21 protein-coding genes and 1 rRNA gene are annotated in these 24,768 nt (G+C 34.7%); 12 read left to right on the top strand and 10 right to left on the bottom strand.

Going from position 1 to position 24,768, the window contains the following annotated elements:
- The 9 genes from HU235_RS01150 to dnaA form a co-directional block, all read right to left on the bottom strand.
- Positions 1-101, bottom strand: a 16S ribosomal RNA gene (locus HU235_RS01150); the annotation flags it as partial.
- Positions 102-355: 254 nt separating this feature from the next.
- A complete protein-coding gene (locus tag HU235_RS01155) occupies positions 356-1,444 on the bottom strand; it encodes an HD-GYP domain-containing protein (protein ID WP_174879143.1) in 1,089 nt (362 codons plus the stop codon).
- 195 nt (positions 1,445-1,639) lie between these two features.
- Positions 1,640-4,138: a DNA gyrase subunit A gene (gene gyrA / locus HU235_RS01160; protein ID WP_145583899.1), complete on the bottom strand. Its 2,499-nt coding sequence runs from the start codon at positions 4,136-4,138 to the stop codon at positions 1,640-1,642.
- A gap of 314 nt (positions 4,139-4,452) precedes the next feature.
- Positions 4,453-6,378: a DNA topoisomerase (ATP-hydrolyzing) subunit B gene (gene gyrB / locus HU235_RS01165; RefSeq protein WP_174879145.1), complete on the bottom strand. Its 1,926-nt coding sequence runs from the start codon at positions 6,376-6,378 to the stop codon at positions 4,453-4,455.
- A 55-nt stretch (positions 6,379-6,433) separates the two neighbouring features.
- Entirely contained in the window at positions 6,434-6,679 is a 246-nt protein-coding gene (remB, locus tag HU235_RS01170) for an extracellular matrix regulator RemB (RefSeq protein ID WP_095302030.1), read from the bottom strand.
- A 1-nt stretch (position 6,680) separates the two neighbouring features.
- Entirely contained in the window at positions 6,681-7,808 is a 1,128-nt protein-coding gene (gene recF, locus HU235_RS01175) for a DNA replication/repair protein RecF (protein WP_095302031.1), read from the bottom strand.
- Between the two features lie 16 nt (positions 7,809-7,824).
- Complete coding sequence (yaaA, locus tag HU235_RS01180) at positions 7,825-8,040, bottom strand: S4 domain-containing protein YaaA (RefSeq protein ID WP_095302032.1); 216 nt, start codon at positions 8,038-8,040, stop codon at positions 7,825-7,827.
- A 207-nt stretch (positions 8,041-8,247) separates the two neighbouring features.
- Entirely contained in the window at positions 8,248-9,384 is a 1,137-nt protein-coding gene (dnaN, locus tag HU235_RS01185; protein ID WP_095302033.1) for a DNA polymerase III subunit beta, read from the bottom strand.
- A 220-nt stretch (positions 9,385-9,604) separates the two neighbouring features.
- Positions 9,605-10,957: a chromosomal replication initiator protein DnaA gene (gene dnaA, locus HU235_RS01190; RefSeq protein WP_095302034.1), complete on the bottom strand. Its 1,353-nt coding sequence runs from the start codon at positions 10,955-10,957 to the stop codon at positions 9,605-9,607.
- Between the two features lie 546 nt (positions 10,958-11,503).
- Between dnaA and rpmH the strand changes: the two genes are divergently transcribed.
- From rpmH to HU235_RS01245, 11 genes are all read left to right on the top strand, one after another.
- Positions 11,504-11,638 carry a 50S ribosomal protein L34 gene (gene rpmH / locus HU235_RS01195; RefSeq protein WP_026561635.1) on the top strand — a complete coding sequence of 45 codons (135 nt, stop codon included), beginning with the start codon at positions 11,504-11,506 and terminating at the stop codon, positions 11,636-11,638.
- A 383-nt stretch (positions 11,639-12,021) separates the two neighbouring features.
- On the top strand, positions 12,022-12,375 hold the full coding sequence (gene rnpA / locus HU235_RS01200) for a ribonuclease P protein component (protein ID WP_095302035.1): 354 nt from the start codon (positions 12,022-12,024) through the stop codon (positions 12,373-12,375).
- 117 nt (positions 12,376-12,492) lie between these two features.
- Complete coding sequence (gene spoIIIJ / locus HU235_RS01205; RefSeq protein WP_095302036.1) at positions 12,493-13,260, top strand: YidC family membrane integrase SpoIIIJ; 768 nt, start codon at positions 12,493-12,495, stop codon at positions 13,258-13,260.
- Positions 13,257-13,892, top strand: a complete 636-nt coding sequence (gene jag, locus HU235_RS01210; RefSeq protein WP_095302037.1) for an RNA-binding cell elongation regulator Jag/EloR — start codon at positions 13,257-13,259, stop codon at positions 13,890-13,892. The genes spoIIIJ and jag overlap by 4 nt, the downstream gene beginning before the upstream one ends.
- A gap of 286 nt (positions 13,893-14,178) precedes the next feature.
- Positions 14,179-15,564, top strand: coding sequence for a tRNA uridine-5-carboxymethylaminomethyl(34) synthesis GTPase MnmE (mnmE, locus tag HU235_RS01215; RefSeq protein WP_095302038.1), 1,386 nt, complete (start codon positions 14,179-14,181; stop codon positions 15,562-15,564).
- 60 nt (positions 15,565-15,624) lie between these two features.
- Positions 15,625-17,514: a tRNA uridine-5-carboxymethylaminomethyl(34) synthesis enzyme MnmG gene (mnmG, locus tag HU235_RS01220; RefSeq protein ID WP_095302039.1), complete on the top strand. Its 1,890-nt coding sequence runs from the start codon at positions 15,625-15,627 to the stop codon at positions 17,512-17,514.
- 18 nt (positions 17,515-17,532) lie between these two features.
- Positions 17,533-18,249 (top strand): 16S rRNA (guanine(527)-N(7))-methyltransferase RsmG, encoded by a 717-nt coding sequence (gene rsmG, locus HU235_RS01225; protein WP_174879150.1) that lies wholly within the window; start codon positions 17,533-17,535, stop codon positions 18,247-18,249.
- 103 nt (positions 18,250-18,352) lie between these two features.
- Entirely contained in the window at positions 18,353-19,222 is an 870-nt protein-coding gene (noc, locus tag HU235_RS01230; RefSeq protein WP_095302041.1) for a nucleoid occlusion protein, read from the top strand.
- Between the two features lie 677 nt (positions 19,223-19,899).
- Complete coding sequence (locus HU235_RS01235; RefSeq protein WP_095302042.1) at positions 19,900-20,661, top strand: ParA family protein; 762 nt, start codon at positions 19,900-19,902, stop codon at positions 20,659-20,661.
- On the top strand, positions 20,654-21,511 hold the full coding sequence (locus HU235_RS01240; protein ID WP_174879147.1) for a ParB/RepB/Spo0J family partition protein: 858 nt from the start codon (positions 20,654-20,656) through the stop codon (positions 21,509-21,511). The genes HU235_RS01235 and HU235_RS01240 overlap by 8 nt, the downstream gene beginning before the upstream one ends.
- A gap of 315 nt (positions 21,512-21,826) precedes the next feature.
- Positions 21,827-22,525, top strand: a complete 699-nt coding sequence (locus HU235_RS01245) for a DUF554 domain-containing protein (protein WP_145583903.1) — start codon at positions 21,827-21,829, stop codon at positions 22,523-22,525.
- Positions 22,526-22,696: 171 nt separating this feature from the next.
- On the opposite strand, the gene yyaC is transcribed toward HU235_RS01245, so the two are convergent.
- Positions 22,697-23,326, bottom strand: a complete 630-nt coding sequence (yyaC, locus tag HU235_RS01250; RefSeq protein WP_145583905.1) for a spore protease YyaC — start codon at positions 23,324-23,326, stop codon at positions 22,697-22,699.
- Between the two features lie 98 nt (positions 23,327-23,424).
- Here yyaC and HU235_RS01255 point away from each other — a divergent pair, with 98 nt between their 5' ends.
- Positions 23,425-24,447, top strand: a complete 1,023-nt coding sequence (locus tag HU235_RS01255) for a YkvI family membrane protein (protein WP_174879149.1) — start codon at positions 23,425-23,427, stop codon at positions 24,445-24,447.
- Positions 24,448-24,768: the final 321 nt, after the last annotated feature.

The following is a 24,768-nucleotide window of genomic DNA, read 5'->3' on the forward strand; positions in this document are numbered from 1 at the left end:
CCGCTAATCTTTGGGAGCAAGCTCCCTCAGATTCGCTCGACTTGCATGTATTAGGCACGCCGCCAGCGTTCGTCCTGAGCCAGGATCAAACTCTCCAATAAAGTGTTTGACTTGCTCATTGTGTACTTAATAGTACGTTTTGTTGTTAATCGAAATTAACGTTGGCACGCTTGGTTTTGTTTAGTTTTCAAAGAACTTTTGTCGTCCAAAAGCGACCTCTTAAATATATCATATATTATCGAATTTTGTCAATAACTTTTTTATATTTATAAGAGTTATAAATCAGCTCCGATTAGCTGACTTTTAGAAGTATACCAACTTTATCATTCTAAGTCAACACAGATAGAGCAATTTTTTAAATAATTTCTTCAATAAATAGTTCCGTTCTATTCTTCAGTGAAATTATTTCATCCTTGCCTAATATCTTAATCATCGGTCTCGTAGGATACTGCTCATCAATAAAAACAATTTCAGCTGATAGTCCATTTGATAATCTCACTTTTGTTCCAGATGAAAACTTAAGAAGTCCTTTTTTTAATTCAGTAACAATACTTAAATCAAATCGTCCAAAATCATCCTGAATTATTTGCTCTAAAACCTTAAAAGGGGATTGCTTACTCCGATAAGGTCGAACAGACACCATCGCTTGATATGTATCAGCCAATGCGACAATTTTGCTATATGGATGTAATTGAGCGCCTTTTACCCCTAATGGATAACCACTACCATCTATTCTTTCATGATGCTGTAAAACGCCTATTTTGACACCTTCTTTTATTGACATTACATTTTTTAATAACTGATAACTATAAATTGGATGTTGTTTAATTCCTCGATATTCTTTTTCCGTCAGTGTAATATTTTTTGCAGTTATGCTTACATCTACCTTAGCCATGCCACTATCACAAAGTAACCCAGTTATCGATATTTGGTTGATATCCCCTTGCTTATATCCTAATTTTTTTGCAAGGAATGCACTTAGTAAAGCAACAGATACAGAGTGATGAAAAAGATAATCCTCTTTATTACAATAATGATAGAGCTTAAAAGTTTCCTCCAAATTATTAGTTAATAATTCCTCTATTAAAGGTAAAATGATGTGCCTCACCTTTGAAATATCCATTTGACTACCTGACTGCCATCCTATATATAGTTGCTTATATGAGTTTACAGCACTTATATACTGTTTATAAAAGGACTGCTCTATTTTTACACCCATCTCTTTTCTATCAATATGTATTTTTGCTTCTCCTTCAGCCTTCACTTCTTGACCATTTACTTGTTCATCTTGAATTTCGACTTCATTTATTAAAAATGCATTTAAAACGTCAATAATATGATTTGTAACAACTGTATTTTTTAGGATTAAAGTCTTATTAGTTGCCGAAAGAACATCATCAGCTAAAATACTTCCTTCAATTAATTGGTTTACGCGAATTTTCAAATTCTCCACCTCCTACTTACATTATAGATTCACTAGGAAAATGTGTCTATTTTTTAAAGTGGTTTCTTTCATTTCTTTTGCTATTCGAAAGTTTTTTTAGTTCTTATGTCATACGTTGTATGGTATCACCTTACATAAAAAAAGCTGGTGGGTTTATGCTCCCACCAGCTTAACAAAAGGAAATAACGATTTTATTTACTCTTCTGTATTTTCTGTTGTACCTTCAGTTGTATTTTCATTTGTGTCTTCTGTTTCAGTTTCTTCTTCTTCTTTTTCTACCAATGCTACTGTTGAAACAGAGACATTATCATCTAAGCGAATAAGTTTAACACCTTGTGTGTTTCGCCCCATAGTTGAAATTGAATCAACATCCATACGAATGATTATACCACTTGCTGTAATCAGCATTAAATCTTCTTCACCGGTTGCTGCTTTAACAGAAACAACATGGCCGTTTTTATCTGTAATATTACATGTTTTTAAGCCTTTTCCGCCACGACTTTGAACTCTATACTCTTGAGAAGGCGTTCTTTTACCGTATCCATTGCTTGTAACAATGAGGACATCTACACCATCTTCAAGTATTTCCATTCCCACAACCTCATCTTCTTCATCAAGAGAGATACCTTTTACACCTGTAGCAGTACGTCCCATTGAACGGACATCAGTTTCAGGGAAACGGATAAGCATACCGTTTTTAGTACCGATAATAATATCTTTTGTACCATCAGTTAGCTTAACAGAGATAAGCTCATCTTCTTCACGTAGATTTACAGCTATTAACCCATTATTTCGAATATGTGCAAATTGAGATAAAGGAGAGCGTTTAGAAATTCCTTCTTTTGTTGTAAAGAATAAGAACCAATCATCAACAAACTCAGACACTGGAATTATCGCATTTACCCATTCACCTTTATCAACACTTAGAAGATTAATAATCGGTAGTCCTTTTGCAGTTCTACTAAATTCAGGAATTTCATATCCCTTTGCCCGATACACCTTCCCTTTATTCGTAAAGAATAGCAGCGTATCATGTGTAGAGGTTGTAAGTAAATGTTCAACAAAATCATCTTCATTTGTTCCCATTCCTTGAACCCCTCTACCTCCACGTTTCTGACTACGATAAGTTGAAACTGGAAGACGTTTAATATAGCCATTATGTGTTAATGTAATAACAACATTTTCTACAGGGATTAAATCCTCATCTTCTATATTCTCAAGTCCGCCAGCTACAATTTCAGTACGTCGTTTATCATTAAAACGTTCTTTTACTTCAGTAAGTTCTTCACGGATGATTTCTAAAACTTTCTCTTCATCAGCTAAAATTGCCTTTAATTCAGCAATTAACTTAACAAGTGATTGGTACTCTTCTTCAATCTTTTCACGTTCTAAACCTGTTAGTCTTTGTAAACGCATATCTAAAATTGCTTGCGCTTGTTTTTCGCTTAGAGAGAATTGTTCCATTAATCCATTTTTAGCAATTTCAGTTGTTTGTGAATTACGAATAAGCGAGATAACTGCATCTAAATGGTCGAGAGCTATTCTTAACCCTTCTAAAATATGTGCGCGTGCTTCTGCTTTTCTTAATTCAAATGCTGTTCTTCGCTTAATAACAACCTTTTGGTGATCTAGATAATGGGATAGCATTTGTTTTATATTTAAAACTTTCGGATGACCATCCACTAACGCTAGCATATTAATACCAAAGCTAGTTTGTAATGCTGTTTGTTTATATAAATTATTTAATAAAACATTCGCGTTTGCATCTTTTCTCACTTCAATTACAATACGCATACCGTCACGGTCTGATTCATCTCGTAAATCTGTTATTCCGTCGATTTTTTTATCACGTACAAGCTCAGCAATTTTTTCAACTAGTTTTGCTTTATTTACTTGATAAGGAATTTCTTTAACTATAATAACCTGCTTGCCAGATGCTTTCTCTTCAATTTCTACCTTAGCACGAAGAGTGATTGAGCCACGACCCGTTTCATATGCCTTGCGAATGCCACTTCTTCCAATAATTTGACCTGCAGTAGGAAAATCTGGTCCAGGGATGATTTCCATTAATTCTGGTATAGTCATATCAGGCTCTTTACTAATCGCTAGAACGGCATCAATAACCTCACCAAGCTGATGTGGTGGGATATTCGTCGCCATACCAACAGCGATACCAGTCGCTCCATTAACAAGTAAATTAGGGAATCTCGCTGGTAGAACAGCTGGCTCTCTTTCTGATCCATCATAGTTATCTTGATAGTCGATTGTATCCTTATTAATGTCACGGACTAATTCCATTGAAATTTTCGACATTCTTGCCTCTGTATAACGCATTGCAGCTGCAGAATCTCCATCAACAGACCCAAAATTCCCGTGACCATCCACTAGCATATAACGAAAGTTAAAGTCTTGAGCCATCCGAACCATTGTTTCATAAACAGCAGAATCACCGTGTGGGTGATACTTACCGATTACTTCTCCAACAATACGCGCGGATTTTTTAAATGGTTTATCAGAGGTCATACCTAAATCATTCATCGCATAAAGAATACGGCGATGAACTGGCTTTAAACCATCACGAACATCAGGTAATGCACGAGATACAATAACACTCATTGCATACCCTAAAAATGATTCACGCATTTCACTACTAATATTTCTTTCAATTACATGTGACTTTTCATTTTCCGACATACTAAGATAACCTCCCTTAGTCATTCACATTTAAATTGGGAGTGATTTATTTTCATTCTAAATAGATTCTACATACCCAATTAAATTGAAATGCACGAGTGTTTAATCCATCTTTGTCATATACTTAAATTAATATAAGAGGTAGCCGTACAATTTTTCAAAATAACAGTCTACCCTTCATTATATCAATAACAGATCAAGATTACACATTAATTTCCTTGTATATTTCACTGTAAGCCAGGCTAGTCTAACATTATGTCACACTAAACAGCCTACTATAAGAAAACACCTCACCGTAAAATGAGGTGCATTCCTTAAATATCTAAATTTTTAACATATTGTGCATTTTCTTCAATAAAGTTTCGACGCGGCTCTACTTTATCACCCATTAATGTATCAAATATTTCATCTGCATCAATTGCATCTTCTAACGTAACTTGAAGCAATGTTCTTGTCTCTGGTGCCATCGTCGTTTCCCAAAGCTGTCCTGGGTTCATTTCTCCTAAACCTTTATAACGTTGAATACCAGGTTTAGGCTGCTCAGGCATCTCAGCTAAGTAAGTTTCCAATTGCTTATCATTATACGCATATTCAATACGTTTACCTTGCTGAATTTTATATAGTGGCGGCTGTGCAATATAGATATAACCTGATTCAACAATTTTACGCATATATCTGTAAAAGAAAGTCAATAGCAATGTCCGAATATGTGCACCATCGACGTCAGCATCGGTCATGATCACAATTTTGTGATAACGAGCTTTTGAAAGATCAAAATCTTCACCAATCCCTGTTCCTAACGCAGTGATAATCGATCTTATTTCATTGTTAGAAAGAATTCGATCAAGTCTTGCCTTTTCAACGTTTAAAATTTTACCTCTTAAAGGTAATATCGCTTGGAAATGTCTATCTCTTCCTTGCTTTGCAGAACCACCCGCAGAATCACCCTCAACGATATACAGCTCACTTATTTTTGGGTCTCTTGAAGAGCAATCTGCAAGTTTACCAGGTAAATTAGAGATTTCTAATGCACTCTTCCTTCTCGTTAATTCACGGGCCTTTTTAGCTGCTAATCGTGCTCTAGCTGCCATGAGTCCCTTTTCGACAATTTTCTTTGCAGTCGAAGGATTCTCTAATAAAAATTTATCAAACGCTTCTGAAAAGATTGAGTCTGTTACAGCACGAACCTCTGAGTTCCCTAACTTCGTCTTTGTTTGCCCTTCAAATTGCGGATCAGGATGCTTAACGGAAATAATTGCGGTAATCCCTTCACGTACATCCTCACCGGAAAGATTATCATCACTTTCTTTGAAGATTTTATTTTTTCTTGCATAATCATTAATAACACGGGTCAAAGCTGTTTTAAAACCTGATTCGTGAGTCCCACCTTCATACGTATGAATATTGTTAGCGAAAGAATATATATTACTTGTGTAGCTATCATTATACTGAATCGCTACTTCAGCCGTAATTCCATCCTTTTCTCCCTCAATATAAACAGGCTCATCATGAATCACTTCACGAGTTCGATTCAAATGTTCTACATATGATTTAATTCCACCTTCATAATGGAATTCATCGCGACGTTTAGGTTCCCGCTTATCTTCAATCGTTATTTTTAAACCACGGTTTAAGAAAGCTAGTTCTCTAATTCGTGTCGCAAGAGTTTCATAATCATAGGTAGTTGTTTCAGTAAAAATTTCGGGATCTGGCTTAAAGTGTGTAATTGTTCCTGTAATATCCGTTTCTCCAATTACTTCTAAATCAGCAGCAGGGACACCTCTTTCAAACTTTTGAAAATGGATTTTCCCTTCACGGTGAACTGTAACAGTTAATTCTGTTGATAGAGCATTTACGACAGATGCACCAACACCATGCAAACCACCAGAAACCTTGTAACCTCCACCACCGAATTTCCCTCCAGCATGCAGTACGGTCATTATAACTTCAACCGCTGGACGACCCATTTTTTCATGAATTCCTACTGGGATTCCTCGGCCGTTATCCTTTACTGTAATGCTGTTATCTTCTTCTATTACTACATTGATTTCATCACAAAATCCCGCTAACGCTTCATCAATACTGTTATCGACAATTTCCCATACAAGGTGATGAAGCCCTTTTCCACTAGTAGAACCAATATACATACCAGGACGTTTCCGTACTGCTTCTAAACCTTCTAGTACTTGAATCTGACTTTCATCATAGGCTTGTTGGGCCTGATTTTCTTCAATCGCCATATTCATTCACCTACACTTTTCCTAAAGCTTAGCATTTAGCTAACTCTTCACATAATTAATTTATATCAAAAGCATGTTGTGCTCGTTTTTTTAATGTACTTGATGACAATGGGGAAAAATAAATTTTATCTATTGTTACAATAATTGATTTCGCTTTTCCGTTCGTAAGCTTTACAATTTTTGCTTTCTGTTTCTCGTAGAACTCTGTAACAATAGTTGAAGCTTGAGAGGATTGACGATCCAATATCATGACTACTTCCTTAGATGGGACAACATAGTTGTCACCAAGATGAATATACAAGTTAATCACCTCTTTTTTCGACTGAAAGTTTTCCAGCCTCAACGTGGAACGTCGCAGCTTCTTTTAATGTTTGATGGTCAATGCCTTCGACGCTTGTCGTCGTTACAAAGGTTTGGACTTTGCCTTGAATAGTATTTAGCAAGTGAGATTGTCTGAAGTCATCAAGTTCTGATAATACATCATCGAGTAGAAGAATCGGGTATTCTCCAATCTCTTGATGAATTAAATCAATTTCAGCTAATTTCAATGATAATGCAGTTGTCCTTTGCTGTCCTTGCGATCCATATGTTTGCACATCATGGTCATTAACATAAAAAAGCAGGTCATCTCTATGTGGCCCAGCAAGTGTTGCTCCTCGTTCAATTTCTTTCTCTTTTATTTTGGAAAATTTCTCCTCAAATACTTTTATCATTTTTGTCAAATCATGATCTTCTGATACATCAACAGAAGCTTTATATTTAATTGTTAATGATTCTAAGCCTCTGCTAATTCCTGAATGAATTGGCTGAGCCCACTTTTGTAATTCATGAATAAACTTTAATCTTCTGTTAATGATCTTCGCAGCAGCTTCACTAAGTTGAGCAGTTAGCACTTCAAGCATCGTTTGATCAGTTTGCTTTTTCATTTGCAGCATTTTCAGATAATTGTTTCTTTGCTGCATAATTTTTTGGTAACGACTCAAATCATGAAGATATATCGACGATACTTGCCCGATTTCCATATCAATAAATCTTCTTCTTACTTGCGGACTACCCTTGACCAAGTTTAAGTCCTCTGGTGCAAACATAATCACATTCATTGCCCCTACATACTGGCTTAACCGCTCTTGTTCAATAAAGTTCAATTTTGCCTTTTTGCCCTTTTTGGCAATGACTAATTGAAGGTCAGTTGAATGATTGTATTTCTCCACACTACCTTCTATTTTAGCATATTCTTTGTCCCAACGAATTAATTCTTTGTCATTTGATGTACGATGTGACTTCGCCATAGCAAGTACAAAAATTGATTCCATAACATTTGTTTTTCCTTGAGCATTTTCACCAAGGATAACATTTACTTTATTTTCAAACTCTATCGATAAATCATCATAATTCCGATAATTTTTTAGTGTTAATTCTTTTATAAACAATTTTTGTGCACCAACTTTAATTTTTCACAATATATGTGCCAAAATCTGGAATGTAAATGATGTCTCCATCTCTTAATTTTTTACCACGACGATTCTCAGGCTCATTATTTACAAAAATTTCATATTCACCTAAAAACCATTTAGCCATTCCACCTGATTGTATGACATCTGCTAGTTTTAAAAATTGCCCTAATGTTATATATTCATCATCAATTTTAACTGGTTTCGCCATGGTAACCACCCTTCGTTAGAAGTCACTAACTATTAATAATACTAAAAAACTGCACAAATGTACAATCCACCTATTTTTGCTCGATACTGTCCATTCGAGACAGACAATCTAAACGACACTAGTGTGTAAGTTAGGACTTTTTGCTTATTTTAATGTTCGCAATAAAGAAAAAGGACTGAAATGAATCAGTCACTTTTCTAATCGTTCCTAATATGTTCTTACAGGTAAAATAAGTTGTAAAATTGAATCATCATTTGTTGCGCGGATAACAAATGGTCTCATTGCTCCTGTAAAGTTAACATTTATTTCAGTTCCTTCTAATGCTTTTAATGCATCCATCACATATTTTGCACTAAAGGAGATTTTTAATTCTTCTCCAGTAATATCTGCTGTTTGAATTTCCTCGCTTACTTTACCAATTTCTGGTGAATTTGATGATATTTCTACAGTTCCGCCAGATAATGTTGAAAGTTTAACAACATTGTTACGAGCTTCTTTAGCTAATAATGATGCACGATCAATCGCTTGTAAAAAATCTTTTGAATTAATTGTCATATTTGTTTTACTTTCATTTGGGATTAATCGAGATGTATCAGGATAATTTCCGTCCAATAATCTTGAGAAGAAAAGTAAATTTTTCGCTTTAAATAATACTTGGTTTTCTGTAATAACAATCTCAATTAATTCATTCGTATCATCAAGAATTTTGCTTAATTCATTAAGGCTTTTTCCTGGTATTACGACATTATAGGAGCTTTGATTTTCGGCAGTAATTGGAGCTTTTCTCAAAGCTAATCTATGGCTATCAGTTGCGATACAGATTAGCTCATTATTTTCCAACTTCCAATTTACACCGGTTAAAATCGGTCTAGTTTCTGATGTTGAAACAGCAAAAACTGTTTGACGAATCATTGTTTTTAATAAGTCTGTAGGAATTTTGAAAAGATTCTCCTCTTCAATTTGTGGTAAAAGTGGATACTCTTCAGCATCTAAACCTATTAAGCTAAATTCTGCTTTTCCAGAACGAATAATTGTTGAATGATGGTTTCCAACTTCAATTTCTACAAGATCCATAGGGAGTTTCTTTACAATTTCACTGAAAAATCTAGCTTGTAATACTATACTTCCTGTTTGAATGATTTCTACTATTTCATTTCCATCTTCCTCAGTAGGAATAAATGATTCAATCGAAACATCTGAATCACTTCCTGTTAAGGTAACTCCTTCAGAATGTGCAACGATTTTAATCCCAGTCAAAATTGGAATAGTAGTTCTTGAAGATACAGCTTTCATAACATCCTGTACACTTTGAACTAATTTATCTCTGTGTATCACGAATTTCATCATACATCCTCCTACTTTTTGAGATTTAATTGGTATATTTATTTTATTTAAAAATATAATAGAAGTACTAGTAGGGACTGTTAACATGTGGATAACTAAGCGAACGAACGGAAACACAGTCTATCCACATGTGGACAGACTGTGTATATATCTCTCTTTGTTATTCACATTATTCTAAGTTTAACATAAAAGATTTCGAACTCTTCAAGCTAAAGATAGACTAGTTTCCCTTTAATAGGCTTGTAATCTCTTTAAGTTGCCTTTGTAATTGTTCGTCAGTTTGAAGCATTTTTGAAATTTTTTCATGGGCATGGATAACTGTCGTATGATCACGACCACCGAACTCCTCCCCAATTTTAGGAAGAGATGAATCTGTTAATTCCCTAGATAAATACATAGCAATTTGTCTAGGAAATGCAACAGATTTTGTTCGCTTTTTAGCCTTAAAATCCTCTAATTTAACTTGAAACTCCTGTCCAACAATGCGTTGGATATCGCTTATTGAAATAATTTTAGGCTTAGCATTCGGAATAATATCTTTTAAAGCTTCTGCAGCTAAATCAGCATTAATATCTTTATTTATTAATGAAGAATAGGCGACTACTCTTATTAATGCTCCTTCTAGTTCCCTAATATTCGAATCTATTTGATTGGCAATATAAAGCATGACTTCATTTGGTATATCTAGGCCTTCAGCTTTAGCCTTTTTTCGTAGAATTGCAATTCTTGTTTCTAAATCTGGTGGAGTAATATCTGTAATTAATCCCCATTCGAACCGTGAGCGAAGCCGATCCTCTAACGTTGGAATTTCTTTAGGAGGGCGGTCACTGGAAATGACAATTTGCTTGCTCTCTTCATGCAACGTATTAAACGTATGGAAAAATTCCTCTTGCGTTGATTCTTTTCCAGCAAGAAACTGAATATCATCAATAAGGAGAACGTCAACACTACGATATTTATTTCTAAAGTCTACGGCTTTATTATCACGAATTGAATTAATGAATTCATTCGTGAACTTTTCGGAGGATAAATAAACAACTTTTGCAGAAGGATTATGATTAATGACATAATGTCCAATTGCATGCATTAAGTGGGTTTTGCCTAGTCCAACTCCCCCATAAATAAACAATGGATTATAGGCTTTAGCTGGTGCTTCCGCTACTGCTAACGATGCTGCATGTGCAAATCTATTACCGGAACCGATAACGAATGTATCAAAAGTATATTTTGGATTAAGCATACTTTGAGGCAATTCAATTTGTTCATCGTCGTGAGAATTGATTTGTTTTATAGGAGAATTAGGAACAAAGTCATTATCCTTTTGATTTTGGGGAATAATAACCTTTACTGAAAATTCCTCTCCTGTTAATTGATAAATGGTATCAACGATTAAGTGTAAGTATCTTGATTCTAACCAGTCACGAGCAAACTCATTAGGGGCTGTAATTGTGAGAGTATCGCCTTTAATGCTATGTGCGGTAGTAGATTTTAACCACGTTTCAAAGCTCGGCTTACTTATTTTCTTTTCAATCTCATCAAGAGCCTTACTCCAAAGTTCGGAAATATTCTCCATTTAGTGTCTTGTCCCTCCTTTACCCAAGTGCCCTGCTTGTTTTGTATAACATTTGTACAAGGTTAGTATATAAATGTATAAACATACAATTGCGAAAAATGTGTACAAACATATAATATAGTAGAAAAGCGTCTTTTCGACAAAAATATAGTTTTGTGGACAACTGCTTACACAAGGTGTTTATAACTTTTCCACATGTTATCCACAAATTGTGGATAAGGGAAATATCCACATAAGATATTAAGAGTGAAAACACAAATATAATATCAAAATAAATTTAGAGATGCAACGATTTTCGAAAACTTATCCACATAACTAATCTATTGTTAAAATAATTTGTCCACAATTAATAAAGTTGTGAAAAACTTGTCGATAAGTAATGTGGATAGAAAAGAAATGTGTCGAAATATTATCCACAGTGTCAAATGATAAGAGGGTTGCTTGTATTTTGTACACTCCTAATAACAAAGGTTGACAATTTCACTAGTTGATCACTATAATTAATAAGACTGTCTTTAATTGTTATTCCTCAGGGAGGTGTCATATATGAAACGTACTTATCAACCAAATAAACGTAAACGTAGTAAAGTTCATGGTTTCCGTAGCCGTATGAGCACAGCTAATGGACGTAAAGTTCTTGCTCGCCGTCGTCGCAGAGGAAGAAAAGTATTATCAGCATAGGCCACTGAAAAATCAGTGGTCTTTTTTTTCAATAGCTATGTTAAAGATAATTGTTGATTTATAAGCACTTTGTTGATTGGAGCGGAGGGCATGAGGATCCTTCTGAAAAATCCTGTCAAATGGAGATTCCACAGGCGCTTGCGTCGAGGAGGATCCCGGACTGCCCGCAGAAAGCGAATGGATGCAGTGGAAATCAACAACAAAGTTTAACGGATAAGAAAAAGTAGAGTTTTTACTGGAAAGCGAAATATCAATTATTAAATTTCCAATAAGTAATTAATTGATATATAAGAAGAGTTGTTTAAATCGACGTACATTCAGAAATAATGATGGTGAGAATTCTGCCTTAAATTTAGAAAGCGGAACATACCGGAGTGAACCAAATGAGAAAGAAGTACCGTATTAAAAAAAATGAAGATTTTCAAACAGTATTTAAAAGAGGGAAATCTATAGCAAATAGGCAATTTGTTATATATATGTTACAGAAGCCTGAACAAAAAGAATTTCGAATTGGGCTTTCTGTAAGTAAAAAAATTGGTAACGCTGTAACGAGAAATCGAATAAAACGATTGATACGCCAAGTTTTTTTAGAAGATAAAGATAGAATTGCTGGTGGTAGAGAATATATTATTATTGCAAGGAAACCAGTCGCTGATATGGGATACCATGAGGTGAAAAGCAGCTTACATCACTTATTTCGAAAAGGCAAAATGTATCGGTCGAAAGTTAATGAATAAAAAAACTAGTTGAAAATATAGATAGAGAGTAAAAAAGTGATAATATATAAAATATGTGAAACTTTTTCTTTCTTTTTACGTACTTGTATCTATTAATTGGTTAGGAGGAAAAAAGGTTTGAAGAGGCGCTTACTTTTAATCTTGGGGTTAGTAGGTGTTTTAACCCTATTATCAGGCTGTACTGAGGTAAATGAACCGATAACTTCTGAAAGTGAAGGGTTCTGGAATTCGTATATCGTATATCCTTTATCACAAGTCATTACATACTTTGCAGAAATAACCGGTAACAATTATGGGATTGCAATTGTTTTAGTAACAATTATTATTCGTTTAGCGATTTTACCTTTAATGATTAAACAAATGAGAAGCTCTAAAGCAATGCAAGCAATTCAGCCAGAAATGCAAAAGTTACGAGAAAAATATAGTTCAAAAGATCAACAGACCCAACAGAAATTACAGCAGGAAACAATGGCTTTATTCCAAAAGCATGGAGTGAACCCATTAGCTGGATGTTTCCCGTTAATTATCCAAATGCCAATCTTAATTGGTTTTTATCATGCAATTATGCGGACGAGAGAAATTGCTGAGCATAATTTCCTTTGGTTCGATTTAGGGGAAAAAGATCCATACTTTATTCTTCCACTTATTGCAGGCTTGACAACATTTATTCAACAAAAGATGATGATGGCAGGACAAGCAAATCAAAATCCACAAATGGCGATGATGCTTTGGATTATGCCAATTATGATTATTGTGTTTGCTATTAGCTTCCCAGCTGCACTTTCACTTTACTGGGTTGTAGGTAACTTGTTTATGATCGTTCAGACATATTTTATTAAAGGACCAGATTTGAAAGAGTCAAAAGACGGGGGTCGCAAGAAGTGAGAGAGGTAACTGCTACCGGACTGACCGTCAATGAAGCAGTAGAGAAGGCATTGAGAGAGTTAAAGGCAACGAAAGAAGAAGTAACGATTGATGTTATTGAAGAGGGGAAAAAGGGATTTTTAGGTGTTTTTGGTAAAAAACAGGCAGAGGTATTCGTAAAGCTAAACAAAGATCCAGTAAAAGAAGCAGAAAATTTCCTTACGAATGTTATTCGAAAAATGGGGATTGACGCGAAAATCTCCAAACAACAGTCTGGTAAAAATATTACCTTCCATCTATCAGGGGAAAAAATGGCTGTCTTAATTGGAAAAAGAGGACAAACGCTGAATTCTTTACAATATTTGGCACAGCTTGTTGCTAATCGATATACGAAACAACATCTTCATATTACTGTTGATGCTGAAAATTACCGAGAAAAAAGAAAAGCAACACTGATACAGCTAGCGATACGTATTGCAAAACAAGTTATTAAAACATCGAAGGAAGTTTCCTTGGAACCCATGCCGTCTTATGAGCGGAAAATTATTCATGCTGCACTATCTGATATGAAAGAAGTAAAAACAGCTTCAGTTGGTGAAGAGCCTAATCGTTACTTAGTCATTAAACCGACAAAAAAAACCGACTCGATTTAACGGGTTGGTTTTTTTTTGTCTCCAAATTACAAAGATAAATATATTGAACATATGTCTTTATCCGTTTGAAAAAATTGCATCGTTATTTACTAGTGAGCAAATATTGTTATTAACATGTGGATAAGTTAAAATAGAAAAAGGAATATTGAAACGGGAACTTGGTTGTGGATAACTGATGATCATTTTTCTTTTAAATAAAGAGAAATTATGCTATCTTAAATTTTTGGCTAAACAGAATGAATCAGTTTGTATATAAGTAATAGGTAATAGAGAGGTGATCGTAGCAATGGAATTAGATACAATAGCAGCAATCTCAACTCCCATGGGAGAGGGAGCAATTGCAATTGTTAGATTGAGTGGTGAGGAAGCAATCAAAATTGCAGATAAAATATTTAAGTCGCCGAAAAGCAAGCGGCTTATTGAAGTTGACTCCCATACCATTCATTACGGTCACATAATCGATCCGGATACTGGAGAGATTGTTGAGGAAGTAATGGTTTCTTTAATGAGAGGGCCAAAGACATTTACGAGAGAAAATGTTGTAGAAATTAATTGTCATGGAGGACTAGTGACTGTAAATCGTGTATTGCAGCTAGTCGTAAAAAACGGTGCTCGATTGGCGGAACCCGGTGAATTTACAAAACGGGCTTTTTTAAATGGACGTATCGATTTATCTCAGGCCGAAGCTGTTATGGACTTAATTCGAGCAAAAACTGACCGGGCAATGAATGTAGCGTTGGGACAAATGGAAGGTAGATTATCAAAATTAATTCAAAAATTGAGACAGGAAATTTTAGAAACGTTAGCACATGTTGAAGTGAATATTGATTATCCTGAATATGATGATGTTGAAGAAATGACACATCACATGCTAATTGAAAAAGCTACCTTCGTTAAAAATGAAATAAATAAATTATTACAAACATCCCAACAGGGCAAAATATTACGAGAAGGCTTATCAACTGTAATTATTGGAAGACCTAATGTAGGTAAATCCTCGTTACTTAATAGTTTAGTTCATGAAAATAAAGCGATCGTAACAGATATACCAGGGACGACTAGGGATGTAATTGAAGAATACGTAAATGTTCGTGGAGTTCCACTTCGATTAGTTGATACCGCGGGTATCCGTGAAACTGAAGATATAGTAGAACGGATAGGTGTTGAAAGATCTAGAAAGGTGCTAAAGGAAGCAGACCTTATCTTACATGTATTAAATTATCATGAGGAACTAACTGAAGAAGATCTTCAGCTTTTTGAAGCAGTCAAAGGAATGGATACGATTATTATTATAAATAAAACAGACCTTGAAAGAAGAATTGATCTTGAAAAGGTGAAAGAGCTTGCAGCTGGTAGACCGGTTGTGACTACATCTTTATTAGAGGAAAAAGGGATTGACGAACTCGAGGATGCAATTGGTACATTATTTTTCGAAGGAAATGTACAAAGTAGTGATTTAACATATGTTTCAAATTCTCGACATATTGCCTTATTAACTGCTGCACAAACATCGATTAATGATGCGTTAACAGGTATTGAAGCGGGAGTTCCAATTGATATTGTTCAAATCGATTTGACTCGTTGTTGGGAGCAATTAGGTGAAATCATTGGTGATGCTGTGCATGAAAGCTTAATTGATCAACTATTTTCTCAATTCTGCCTTGGAAAGTAAGAATCAATATATCATTGATAGATAAAATTTTAAGATAAACAAAAAAAGGAGGGGTAATATATGACATATCATGCCGGTGATTTTGATGTAATTGTTGTAGGAGCAGGACATGCAGGCTGTGAAGCAGGGCTTGCTTCTGCAAGAATTGGTGCTAAAACATTAGTGATTACAATCAATTTAGACATGGTAGCATTTATGCCTTGTAATCCATCTGTAGGTGGACCTGCAAAAGGGATTGTTGTTCGTGAAATAGATGCATTAGGTGGAGAAATGGGTAAAAATATCGATAAAACCCATATTCAAATGAGAATGCTGAATACAGGAAAAGGACCTGCAGTACGTGCTTTACGTGCACAAGCAGATAAATTTGCGTATCAGCATGAAATGAAAAAAACATTAGAAAAACAAGAAAACCTAACATTAATTCAAGGAATGGTCGATCATTTAATCGTAGAGGACGGAGTTTGTAAAGGGATCGTAACACAAACTGGAGCAGAGTATTTTGCGAAGTCAGTTGTTTTAACAACAGGAACTTTCCTAAGAGGAGAAATTATATTAGGTGAGCTTAAATATTCAAGTGGGCCAAATAATCAACAGCCTTCAATTAAGCTTTCAGAGCATTTGGAAGAGCTTGGCTTTGATTTAGTACGTTTTAAAACAGGTACTCCGCCACGTGTTAATAGTGACTCAATCGACTATAGTAAAACAGAAATTCAACCAGGAGATGAAGTACCTCGCTCGTTTTCTTATGAAACAACAAAATTTATTACTGACCAATTACCATGCTGGTTAACGTATACAAGTGAGGAAACGCATCGTATTATCGATAACAATTTACACCGCTCACCAATGTATTCTGGAATGATTAAAGGTAGAGGGCCACGTTATTGTCCATCGATTGAGGATAAAGTAGTTCGGTTTAATGATAAGCCTCGTCACCAAATATTTTTAGAGCCTGAAGGTAGAAATACCCAAGAGGTTTATGTTCAAGGATTATCAACAAGTTTACCTGAAGATGTTCAACAGCAAATGTTAAAAACTATACCTGGTCTTGAAAACGTTCAAATGATGAGAGCCGGATATGCAATTGAGTATGATGCAATTGTGCCTACTCAATTATGGCCGACTCTTGAAACGAAAAAAATCAGTTCACTTTTTACAGCTGGACAAATTAATGGTACTTCAGGTTATGAGGAAGCAGCTGGTCAAGGAATTATGGCTGGGATAAACGCTGCACAAAAAGCATTAGGAAAAGAAGAAGTTATTTTAAGTCGCTCAGATGCCTATATCGGTGTTTTAATAGATGATCTAGTTACAAAGGGTACAAACGAGCCTTATCGATTGCTAACATCTCGAGCAGAATATCGACTACTTTTACGCCATGATAATGCTGATTTACGTTTAACAGAGGTTGGTAAGAAAATCGGTTTAATTTCTGACGAGCGTTTTGAAAAATTTGAAATCAAAAAACAAGCTATTGAAGCGGAAAAACAAAGACTAGAGTCCGTTATTATTAAACCAAATCAAGAAACGCAAAACTTGATTTTATCAGTTGGTGGAAGTGAGCTGAAGGACGGGATAAGAGCAGCGGATTTATTGAAGCGTCCAGAGATGTCTTATGACCATATAAAACAACTTACACCTCCAGATGGGGAAATTGATCCGGAAGTAGCGGAACAAGTTGAGATCCAAATTAAGTATGAAGGATATATTGAAAAATCATTGCAACAAGTGGAAAAATTAAAGAAAATGGAAAATAAGAAAATACCGGAAAATATTGATTACGATGCAATAAATGGTCTAGCAACAGAAGCGAGACAAAAATTAAAGGAAGTTCGTCCTTTATCTGTTGCCCAAGCTTCACGAATTTCTGGTGTGAATCCTGCCGATATCTCGATTCTTCTTGTCTATCTTGAACAAGGGAGAATTGCGAGAGTTTCGAATCAATAAAGGAGAAAGGTTTTGAATATGGATATAGGATTATTTCAATCAAGTCTAGCTGAGAAGGGGATTAACCTCTCTGAGCGGCAAATAAACCAATTTGATTTATACTTTAAATTGCTAGTAGAATGGAATGAAAAAATGAACTTAACTTCTATTACAGAAAGAAATGAAGTATATGTAAAACATTTTTTTGATTCTATTTCCGCAGCATTTTACTTTGACTTTTCAAAACCTCTCTCGATTTGTGATGTAGGAGCGGGTGCAGGATTCCCTAGCATTCCAATTCATATTTGCTTTCCACATCTTCAGATTGCGATTGTAGACTCTTTACAAAAAAGAATCAATTTTTTATCACATTTAACAAATGAGCTTGAATTACCTAATGTACAATTATTTCATGACCGTGCAGAAACATTTGGGCAAAATAAGGAATTTCGAGAATCATTTGATGTTGTGACAGCTAGAGCGGTTGCCAGACTTTCAGTTTTAAGTGAGCTTTGTCTTCCTCTGGTAAAAAAGGGAGGAAACTTTATTGCGATGAAGGCCTCCGCTGCACATGAAGAACTAAATAGCGGTAAAAAGGCAATTCAAGTACTAGGAGGAAAGGTCCAACAAACATATACTTTTGACCTTCCACAGGATAATGGGGAAAGAACAATTCTCGTCATTGAAAAAGTAAAAGAAACACCTAAAAAGTATCCTAGAAAGCCAGGCACTCCAAATAAGCTTCCAATAGAGTAAATGTTTCATGTGGAACATTTACTTGAACTTTTTGTGTCTAGCAGGAAATGTCTAAGAAATAGAGAATATTACTAATGGTAGTTTTTAAAGGTGGTGTAGGCTCATGAAGCATCCATTTTCTCGTTTTTTCAGTTTGGGAGAAAAAGAGGAAGAACAAGTCGTTGTTAGTGAAGTTGATAAAGAAGAACTAGATGATGAACAACAAAAGGAAGAGGTTAAAAATATCCCAATTAAGGATATTGTCCCTAATCGATTCCAGCCACGTACAGTTTTTTCTGATGATAAAATTAATGAGTTAGCGTTAACAATTCGAACACATGGGATCATTCAACCGATCGTAGTTCGTTTAATAAATGATAAATATGAAATCATTGCTGGGGAAAGACGTTGGCGTGCTGTTCAAACATTAGGTTGGGAAGAGATTCCGGCAATCATTAAGGACTTCAATGATACTGAAACTGCAAGTGTTGCATTAATAGAAAACATTCAAAGGGAAGAACTGTCTTCTATTGAAGAGGCTATTGCTTATGCTAAATTACTAGAATTGCATAACCTCACACAAGAAGCATTAGCACAGCGACTAGGAAAAGGGCAATCTACGATAGCGAATAAACTTCGTCTATTAAAACTCCCACAAGAAGTACAGGATGCACTTTTACAAAAGGTAATTACCGAGCGGCATGCACGCGCACTAATTCCTCTAAAGGATCCTGAATTACAAACAAAGCTTCTAGCAGAAATTGTTGAAAAACAATTAAATGTAAAGCAAACAGAGGATCGTGTAGTTAAGCAGCTTGAAAAAAATCAAGTAAAGCCAAAACCGAAACGAAAAGCATTTAGTAGAGATACGAGAATTGCTATGAATACAATCCGCCAATCCTTATCAATGGTTGAGGATAGTGGTGTAAAATTAAATACTGAAGAAGAAGAATTTGAAGAATATATTCAATTAACAATAAAAATTCCTAAATAGATTTTAATGAAATTATGTGTTTCCTATTTTATATACAATAGTACGAATAAAAGTTGAGAAAAAGGCCTGATACATGACAGGTCTTTTTCTAATATATAATAAAAGAATCTCCTCATCGATTATCATCATTTTTCCTTCTAAATACTATATATTGAGTAAAAAACTACTCTAACTTAAACTTATCCGGGGAGAAGAATTAAGAAAAAATTCAAACCTTCCTACATGTTTCATGATAAAATAATAAAATGATAATCTAACTATTTAGTATATAAAAGACTATAACTAGATTAGGTATCTATTTGTTTTTTCTTGAAACTAGCAGGATGAACTTACCTTTAAGTTAAAGATAGGTATGGGAAGCTCTGTTAGTCATAACTTAATAGTCTCACTTTATGTTTAGCAGTTAATGTAAAGTATAGTAGCTGCAAACATAAATTTTTTATGGTCTGAAAGATAAAGTACTAGAAAAGTGGAGAAACATACGGCATCCAGCTTCAGCGCCAAGCAGCGATAAACATCAATCCTTTTATGAAAAGCAACCGCATAGCTTGTAACCTAAAAGGTAAGTAAGATAGATCTCATTCTTATGTCGTTAATAGGCACTAGAGCTTTTGCCTCTAATATAGAAACAGCCAAAACTAGTACAATTTTAATGAAAAATGAAAGCAGGTGACATCGTGGGAAAAATCATTGCCATTGCAAATCAAAAAGGTGGAGTTGGGAAAACAACAACATCCGTGAATTTAGGTGCTTGTCTTGCATACATCGGTAAACGAGTGCTTCTCGTCGATGTTGACCCTCAAGGTAATGCAACAAGCGGTATTGGAATTGAAAAGGCTGAAGTGGAACACTGTATTTATGATATTTTAGTAGATGATATAGATGTAAAAGATGTCATTAAATCAACTGCAGTCGAAAATTTGGATATAATTCCAGCAACAATCCAGTTAGCAGGTGCTGAAATTGAATTAGTTCCAACAATTTCCAGGGAAGTACGTTTGAAAAGAGCTCTTGAGTCAGTTAAACATCATTATGATTATATGGTTATCGATTGTCCTCCGTCATTAGGATTATTAACAATTAATGCATTAACAGCATCAGATGCTGTATTGATACCTGTACAATGTGAATATTATGCACTTGAAGGATTAAGTCAATTACTTAATACCGTTCGATTAGTACAAAAGCATTTGAATTCTGATTTAATGATAGAAGGCGTTTTATTAACAATGCTCGATGCCCGAACGAATTTAGGTATTCAAGTTATTGATGAAGTGAAAAAATATTTCCAGGATAAAGTGTACCAGACAATTATTCCAAGAAATATCCGTTTGAGTGAAGCACCAAGTCATGGACAACCTATCATTATTTATGATCCAAGATCTAGAGGAGCAGAGGTTTATTTAGATTTGGCAAAGGAAGTGGTTGTGAATGGCTAGAGGTTTAGGAAAAGGCCTTAATGTAGGTAAGGGACTACAAGCTTTTTTTCCAGAAACTGAAGAGGAAAAGGTTGAAGAGTTAAAAATAAAAGATATACGTCCAAATCCCTATCAGCCACGTAAAACATTTGATGAGGATACAATCGAAGAATTAAAACAATCTATCTTACAGCACGGTATTTTACAACCAATTGTTGTTCGGAAAAGTATAAAAGGGTATGAAATTGTTGTGGGAGAACGACGTTTTCGAGCGGCAAAAGAGGCAAATCTAACTTCTGTACCAGCAGTTGTTCGAGATCTATCGGAAAAACAAATGATGGAGCTGGCATTGCTCGAAAATCTCCAACGTGAGGATCTAACACCAATCGAAGAAGCACAAGCTTATCAAATGTTAATGGAGCAATTAAATGTAACCCAAGAGGCATTGGCAAAACGACTTGGAAAAAGCAGACCACATATTGCGAACCATGTTAGATTATTAACACTTCCGAAACAAATTCAAACACTCATTTCAGAGGGTAAGCTTTCAATGGGACATGGGCGTACTCTTTTAGGATTGAAACATAAAGAAAAGCTTAATCCTTTAGTTGAAAAAATTATCCGTGAACAGCTAAACGTACGTCAGGTAGAATTAATTGTTCAACAATTAAATGAAAATGTTACACGTGAAACTAAGAAAAAACCAGAAAAGGATATCTTTATTAAAGAAAGAGAAACGTATTTAAGGGAGTATTTTGGAACCTCTGTAACGATTAAAAAGCAAAAGAAAAAGGGGAAAATTGAAATTGAATTTTTCTCACAAGATGATTTAGAGCGAATTTTAGAGCTGTTACAAAAGGAACCGTCTTAATTACACATTTTTTTAATAGAATATGCTAATTACATTTTTATAATTTTAGTACATGCTGGCTCTTTTAAAATAAGAGTCAGTCTTTTTTGTATGAGGCTATGTTATAGATTATTGTTGAGCTATAAGCGCTTTGTTAATAGGAACTGGTACATGAGATTCTGTTTAGGGAAGCGTACGGAAGGGAGACCCCACAGGCACGCAATATGAGGAAGCTTCCGAACCTCATGCTAAAAGTAAATGCCATTAGTGGAATCAACAACAAAGTTTAACAAGGACAATGCATCAAGAGAATTTATTTCATAAGGGGATAGTAAGTTGATTTTAGTTGGAAGCATCGTAAATGCACTAACCATTATAGTAGGAACACTTATTGGACTTCTATTTAGAAAAATACCGGATCGTATGAAACAAACTGTAATGATTGCAATTGGTTTATCGGTCGTTGTGCTAGGGATTGATATGGCGTTAGAAAGTGATAATTTTTTTATCGTCATTGTAAGTCTAGTAATTGGAACGGTTATAGGTGAATGGATGAGAATTGAAGATCATCTACACCATGTAGGTGTTATATTAGAAAAGAAATTTGGGCAAAATCAAGGTGGCAATCTTGCAAATGGTTTTGTTTCGGCGACACTTATTTTCGTTGTTGGAGCAATGGCGATAGTTGGTGCACTTGATAGTGGACTTCGACAGGATCATTCAGTATTGCTTACAAAATCTATGATTGATGGATTTACAAGCATAGTGTTAGCGAGCACGCTAGGTATTGGTGTGTTATTTTCAGCAGTTGCTGTATTTCTATATCAAGGAGGAATTGCTTTATTTGCAAATATAATCCACCAATTTTTATCAGAAGCATTATTAGAAAATCTAATAATAGAACTGACATCAACTGGAGGAGTTCTTATTATTGCAATTGGTTTAAATATTTTAGGAATAAAGGAAATACGAGTAGCTAACTTCCTGCCTAGCCTTCTTATCATTACAATTATAGTACTGTTGCAAAATCTTTAATATGCTGGTTCTTTTCAAAGAGAGTTTTTAGCAAAAAATACATTAATAAATGAGAATCATATAGGTGTAAGCGAAACGATGAGGAGACTCACGGCATACAACAGAAATTAATTCAAATTATCAAACAGCTAAATAAAAATAGGGGCATTAATTTTGGCCCCTTATTGTCAATTACTGTATTGCAGAATCTTGATTTTTATTTGCTAACCAATCTCTCCGAATCGATAATCTTTTATTAAGATATTGCTTTTCTGCTTCAATGATCCCTTTTGATATAATGTCTGCCATACTCATAACTAGATGCAATCGGGTATTTTGCAAAACAAAAAACTCCATAAATCCACTTACATTAACAATTCCAGTAATATGCATATCACCAACTGCGGGCAGCTCTTTATTAACTCCTGCACCAGGCTTCAATGATCCCTTTGCTACTTGGATATACCCAACGCTTTTTAATCTGCCTAGGCAAGCATCGATTGCAATAATAAACGGATTATGATGTTTTTCATTAATGAAAGTTAACGTCTCTTCTAGGTTTACAGCATGCACAGGTTCTTCTAGCGTTCCGTAGATATGGAAGTGTTCTAATTCCTCTTTTAACTTAAACCCTATCAATGGTCCTAAGCTATCACCTGTTGAACGATCAGTGCCAATGCAAACAATGATAATTGGTTTAATAAAAAGTCTTGGCATGCAAGTTAACATCATATTTGCTAATTGTTTTGATGCATTTTCATCCTCATAAAAGACCCGCTCATCCTTTTTATCTGATTGAAAAAGTCCTGATTTAAGATTCATAGATTTCACTCCCACATCATAGTAGTAACAGTATACGGAGGAAAAGGTATTTCTATACATGCTCTTTGAAATTTGGACAGCCTTATGAGGTGATAAAAATGAAATCAGGATTAAAATGGATGTTTCTTATATTAGGGACAACCATAGGAGCGGGATATGCTTCAGGAAGAGAAATATGGGAGTTTTTTGGCTTTGAAAGTGGACTGGCTATTTTAATTTTTACAGTTATATTTAGTATTTCGATTTATATCATTATGAAAATTAGCTATGAAGAGAAGACAAATCACTTTTTCCCTGTGTTGGATAGGTTAGTTGGAAAGAAGCTGGCCCATGTTTATGATTTATTGATTGTTTTATATCTGTTTAGTACAACGATTGTGATGATCGCAGGGGGAGGGGCAACTCTTGAGGCATTTTTAATTCCTTACTGGCTCGGTATTATCCTTTTTGGAATATCAGTTGTACTTCTTTTTTTAGGAAGCATAAATGGAATTATTAAATTAAATACGATTATCATTCCTCTGCTTGTTTTAGGATTATTATTTGCTCTCACATCCTTTCAACTTTCACATCAACATTCTTGGGACTTCGATTTAACAAAACAACATAATTGGCCAGTTGCCTTCACCTTTACGGCACTAAATATTTTGCCACTCATAGCTGTTTTATCAGCTGTTGGAAAGGAAATAAAGGAGCTTAAGGAGGCAAAGGTGGCTAGTATCGGAAGTGGAATCGTATTAGGTTCAATTTCTTTTATCTATAATGAAACATTAATCGAAATTTCTGATTCCCTCTCTGATTATGAAATTCCTTTATTTGCAATATTAGAAGGCTACCCGTTTATTGTTTTTTTATTTATGTCGATTATTCTTTGGCTGGCAATCTATACAACAGCAGTATCAGGGATCTTTGGACTTGCATCACGATTTAAAGAGGTAACGAAAATGCCATATTGGGCAATGGCTTTTCTTTTAGTTTTGCTTATGTTACCATTTACAAAATTCGGATTTGCTAATTTGATTGCGATTTTATATCCTTTATATGGCTTGATTAATTTATATTTACTTATCACAATATTATTGTTTCCGATTATGAATAGACTTAAAATCAATCGCAAATGAACTTTTCGCCTCTTTACTTCCTTTTTGTATCCTTGATCAGGATTAAGGTATGTTTGAGGCTTTTTTTTCCTCATTATCCATGTTTGTTTAAAGCTTTCCAGTTCCCAATACTATTAAAAATAGTAGGACGCAATTATAATAATGGATAAGAGTCTAAAAATCTGTAGAATTAGAAAAAGGTGATAAAGTTGAATATAATAGAGGATATGTGGTCTGGTATTTATGACTATTTAACGAATGGAGAACTATGGTTAGCAATTGGTAAATCATTATTACAAATTGTTTTAATTATTATTTTTTCCAGACTCATCATACGAGTAG

It is taken from the genome of Metabacillus niabensis (assembly GCF_902829255.1).
GTDB classification, from domain to species: Bacteria; Bacillota; Bacilli; order Bacillales; family Bacillaceae; genus Metabacillus; species Metabacillus niabensis.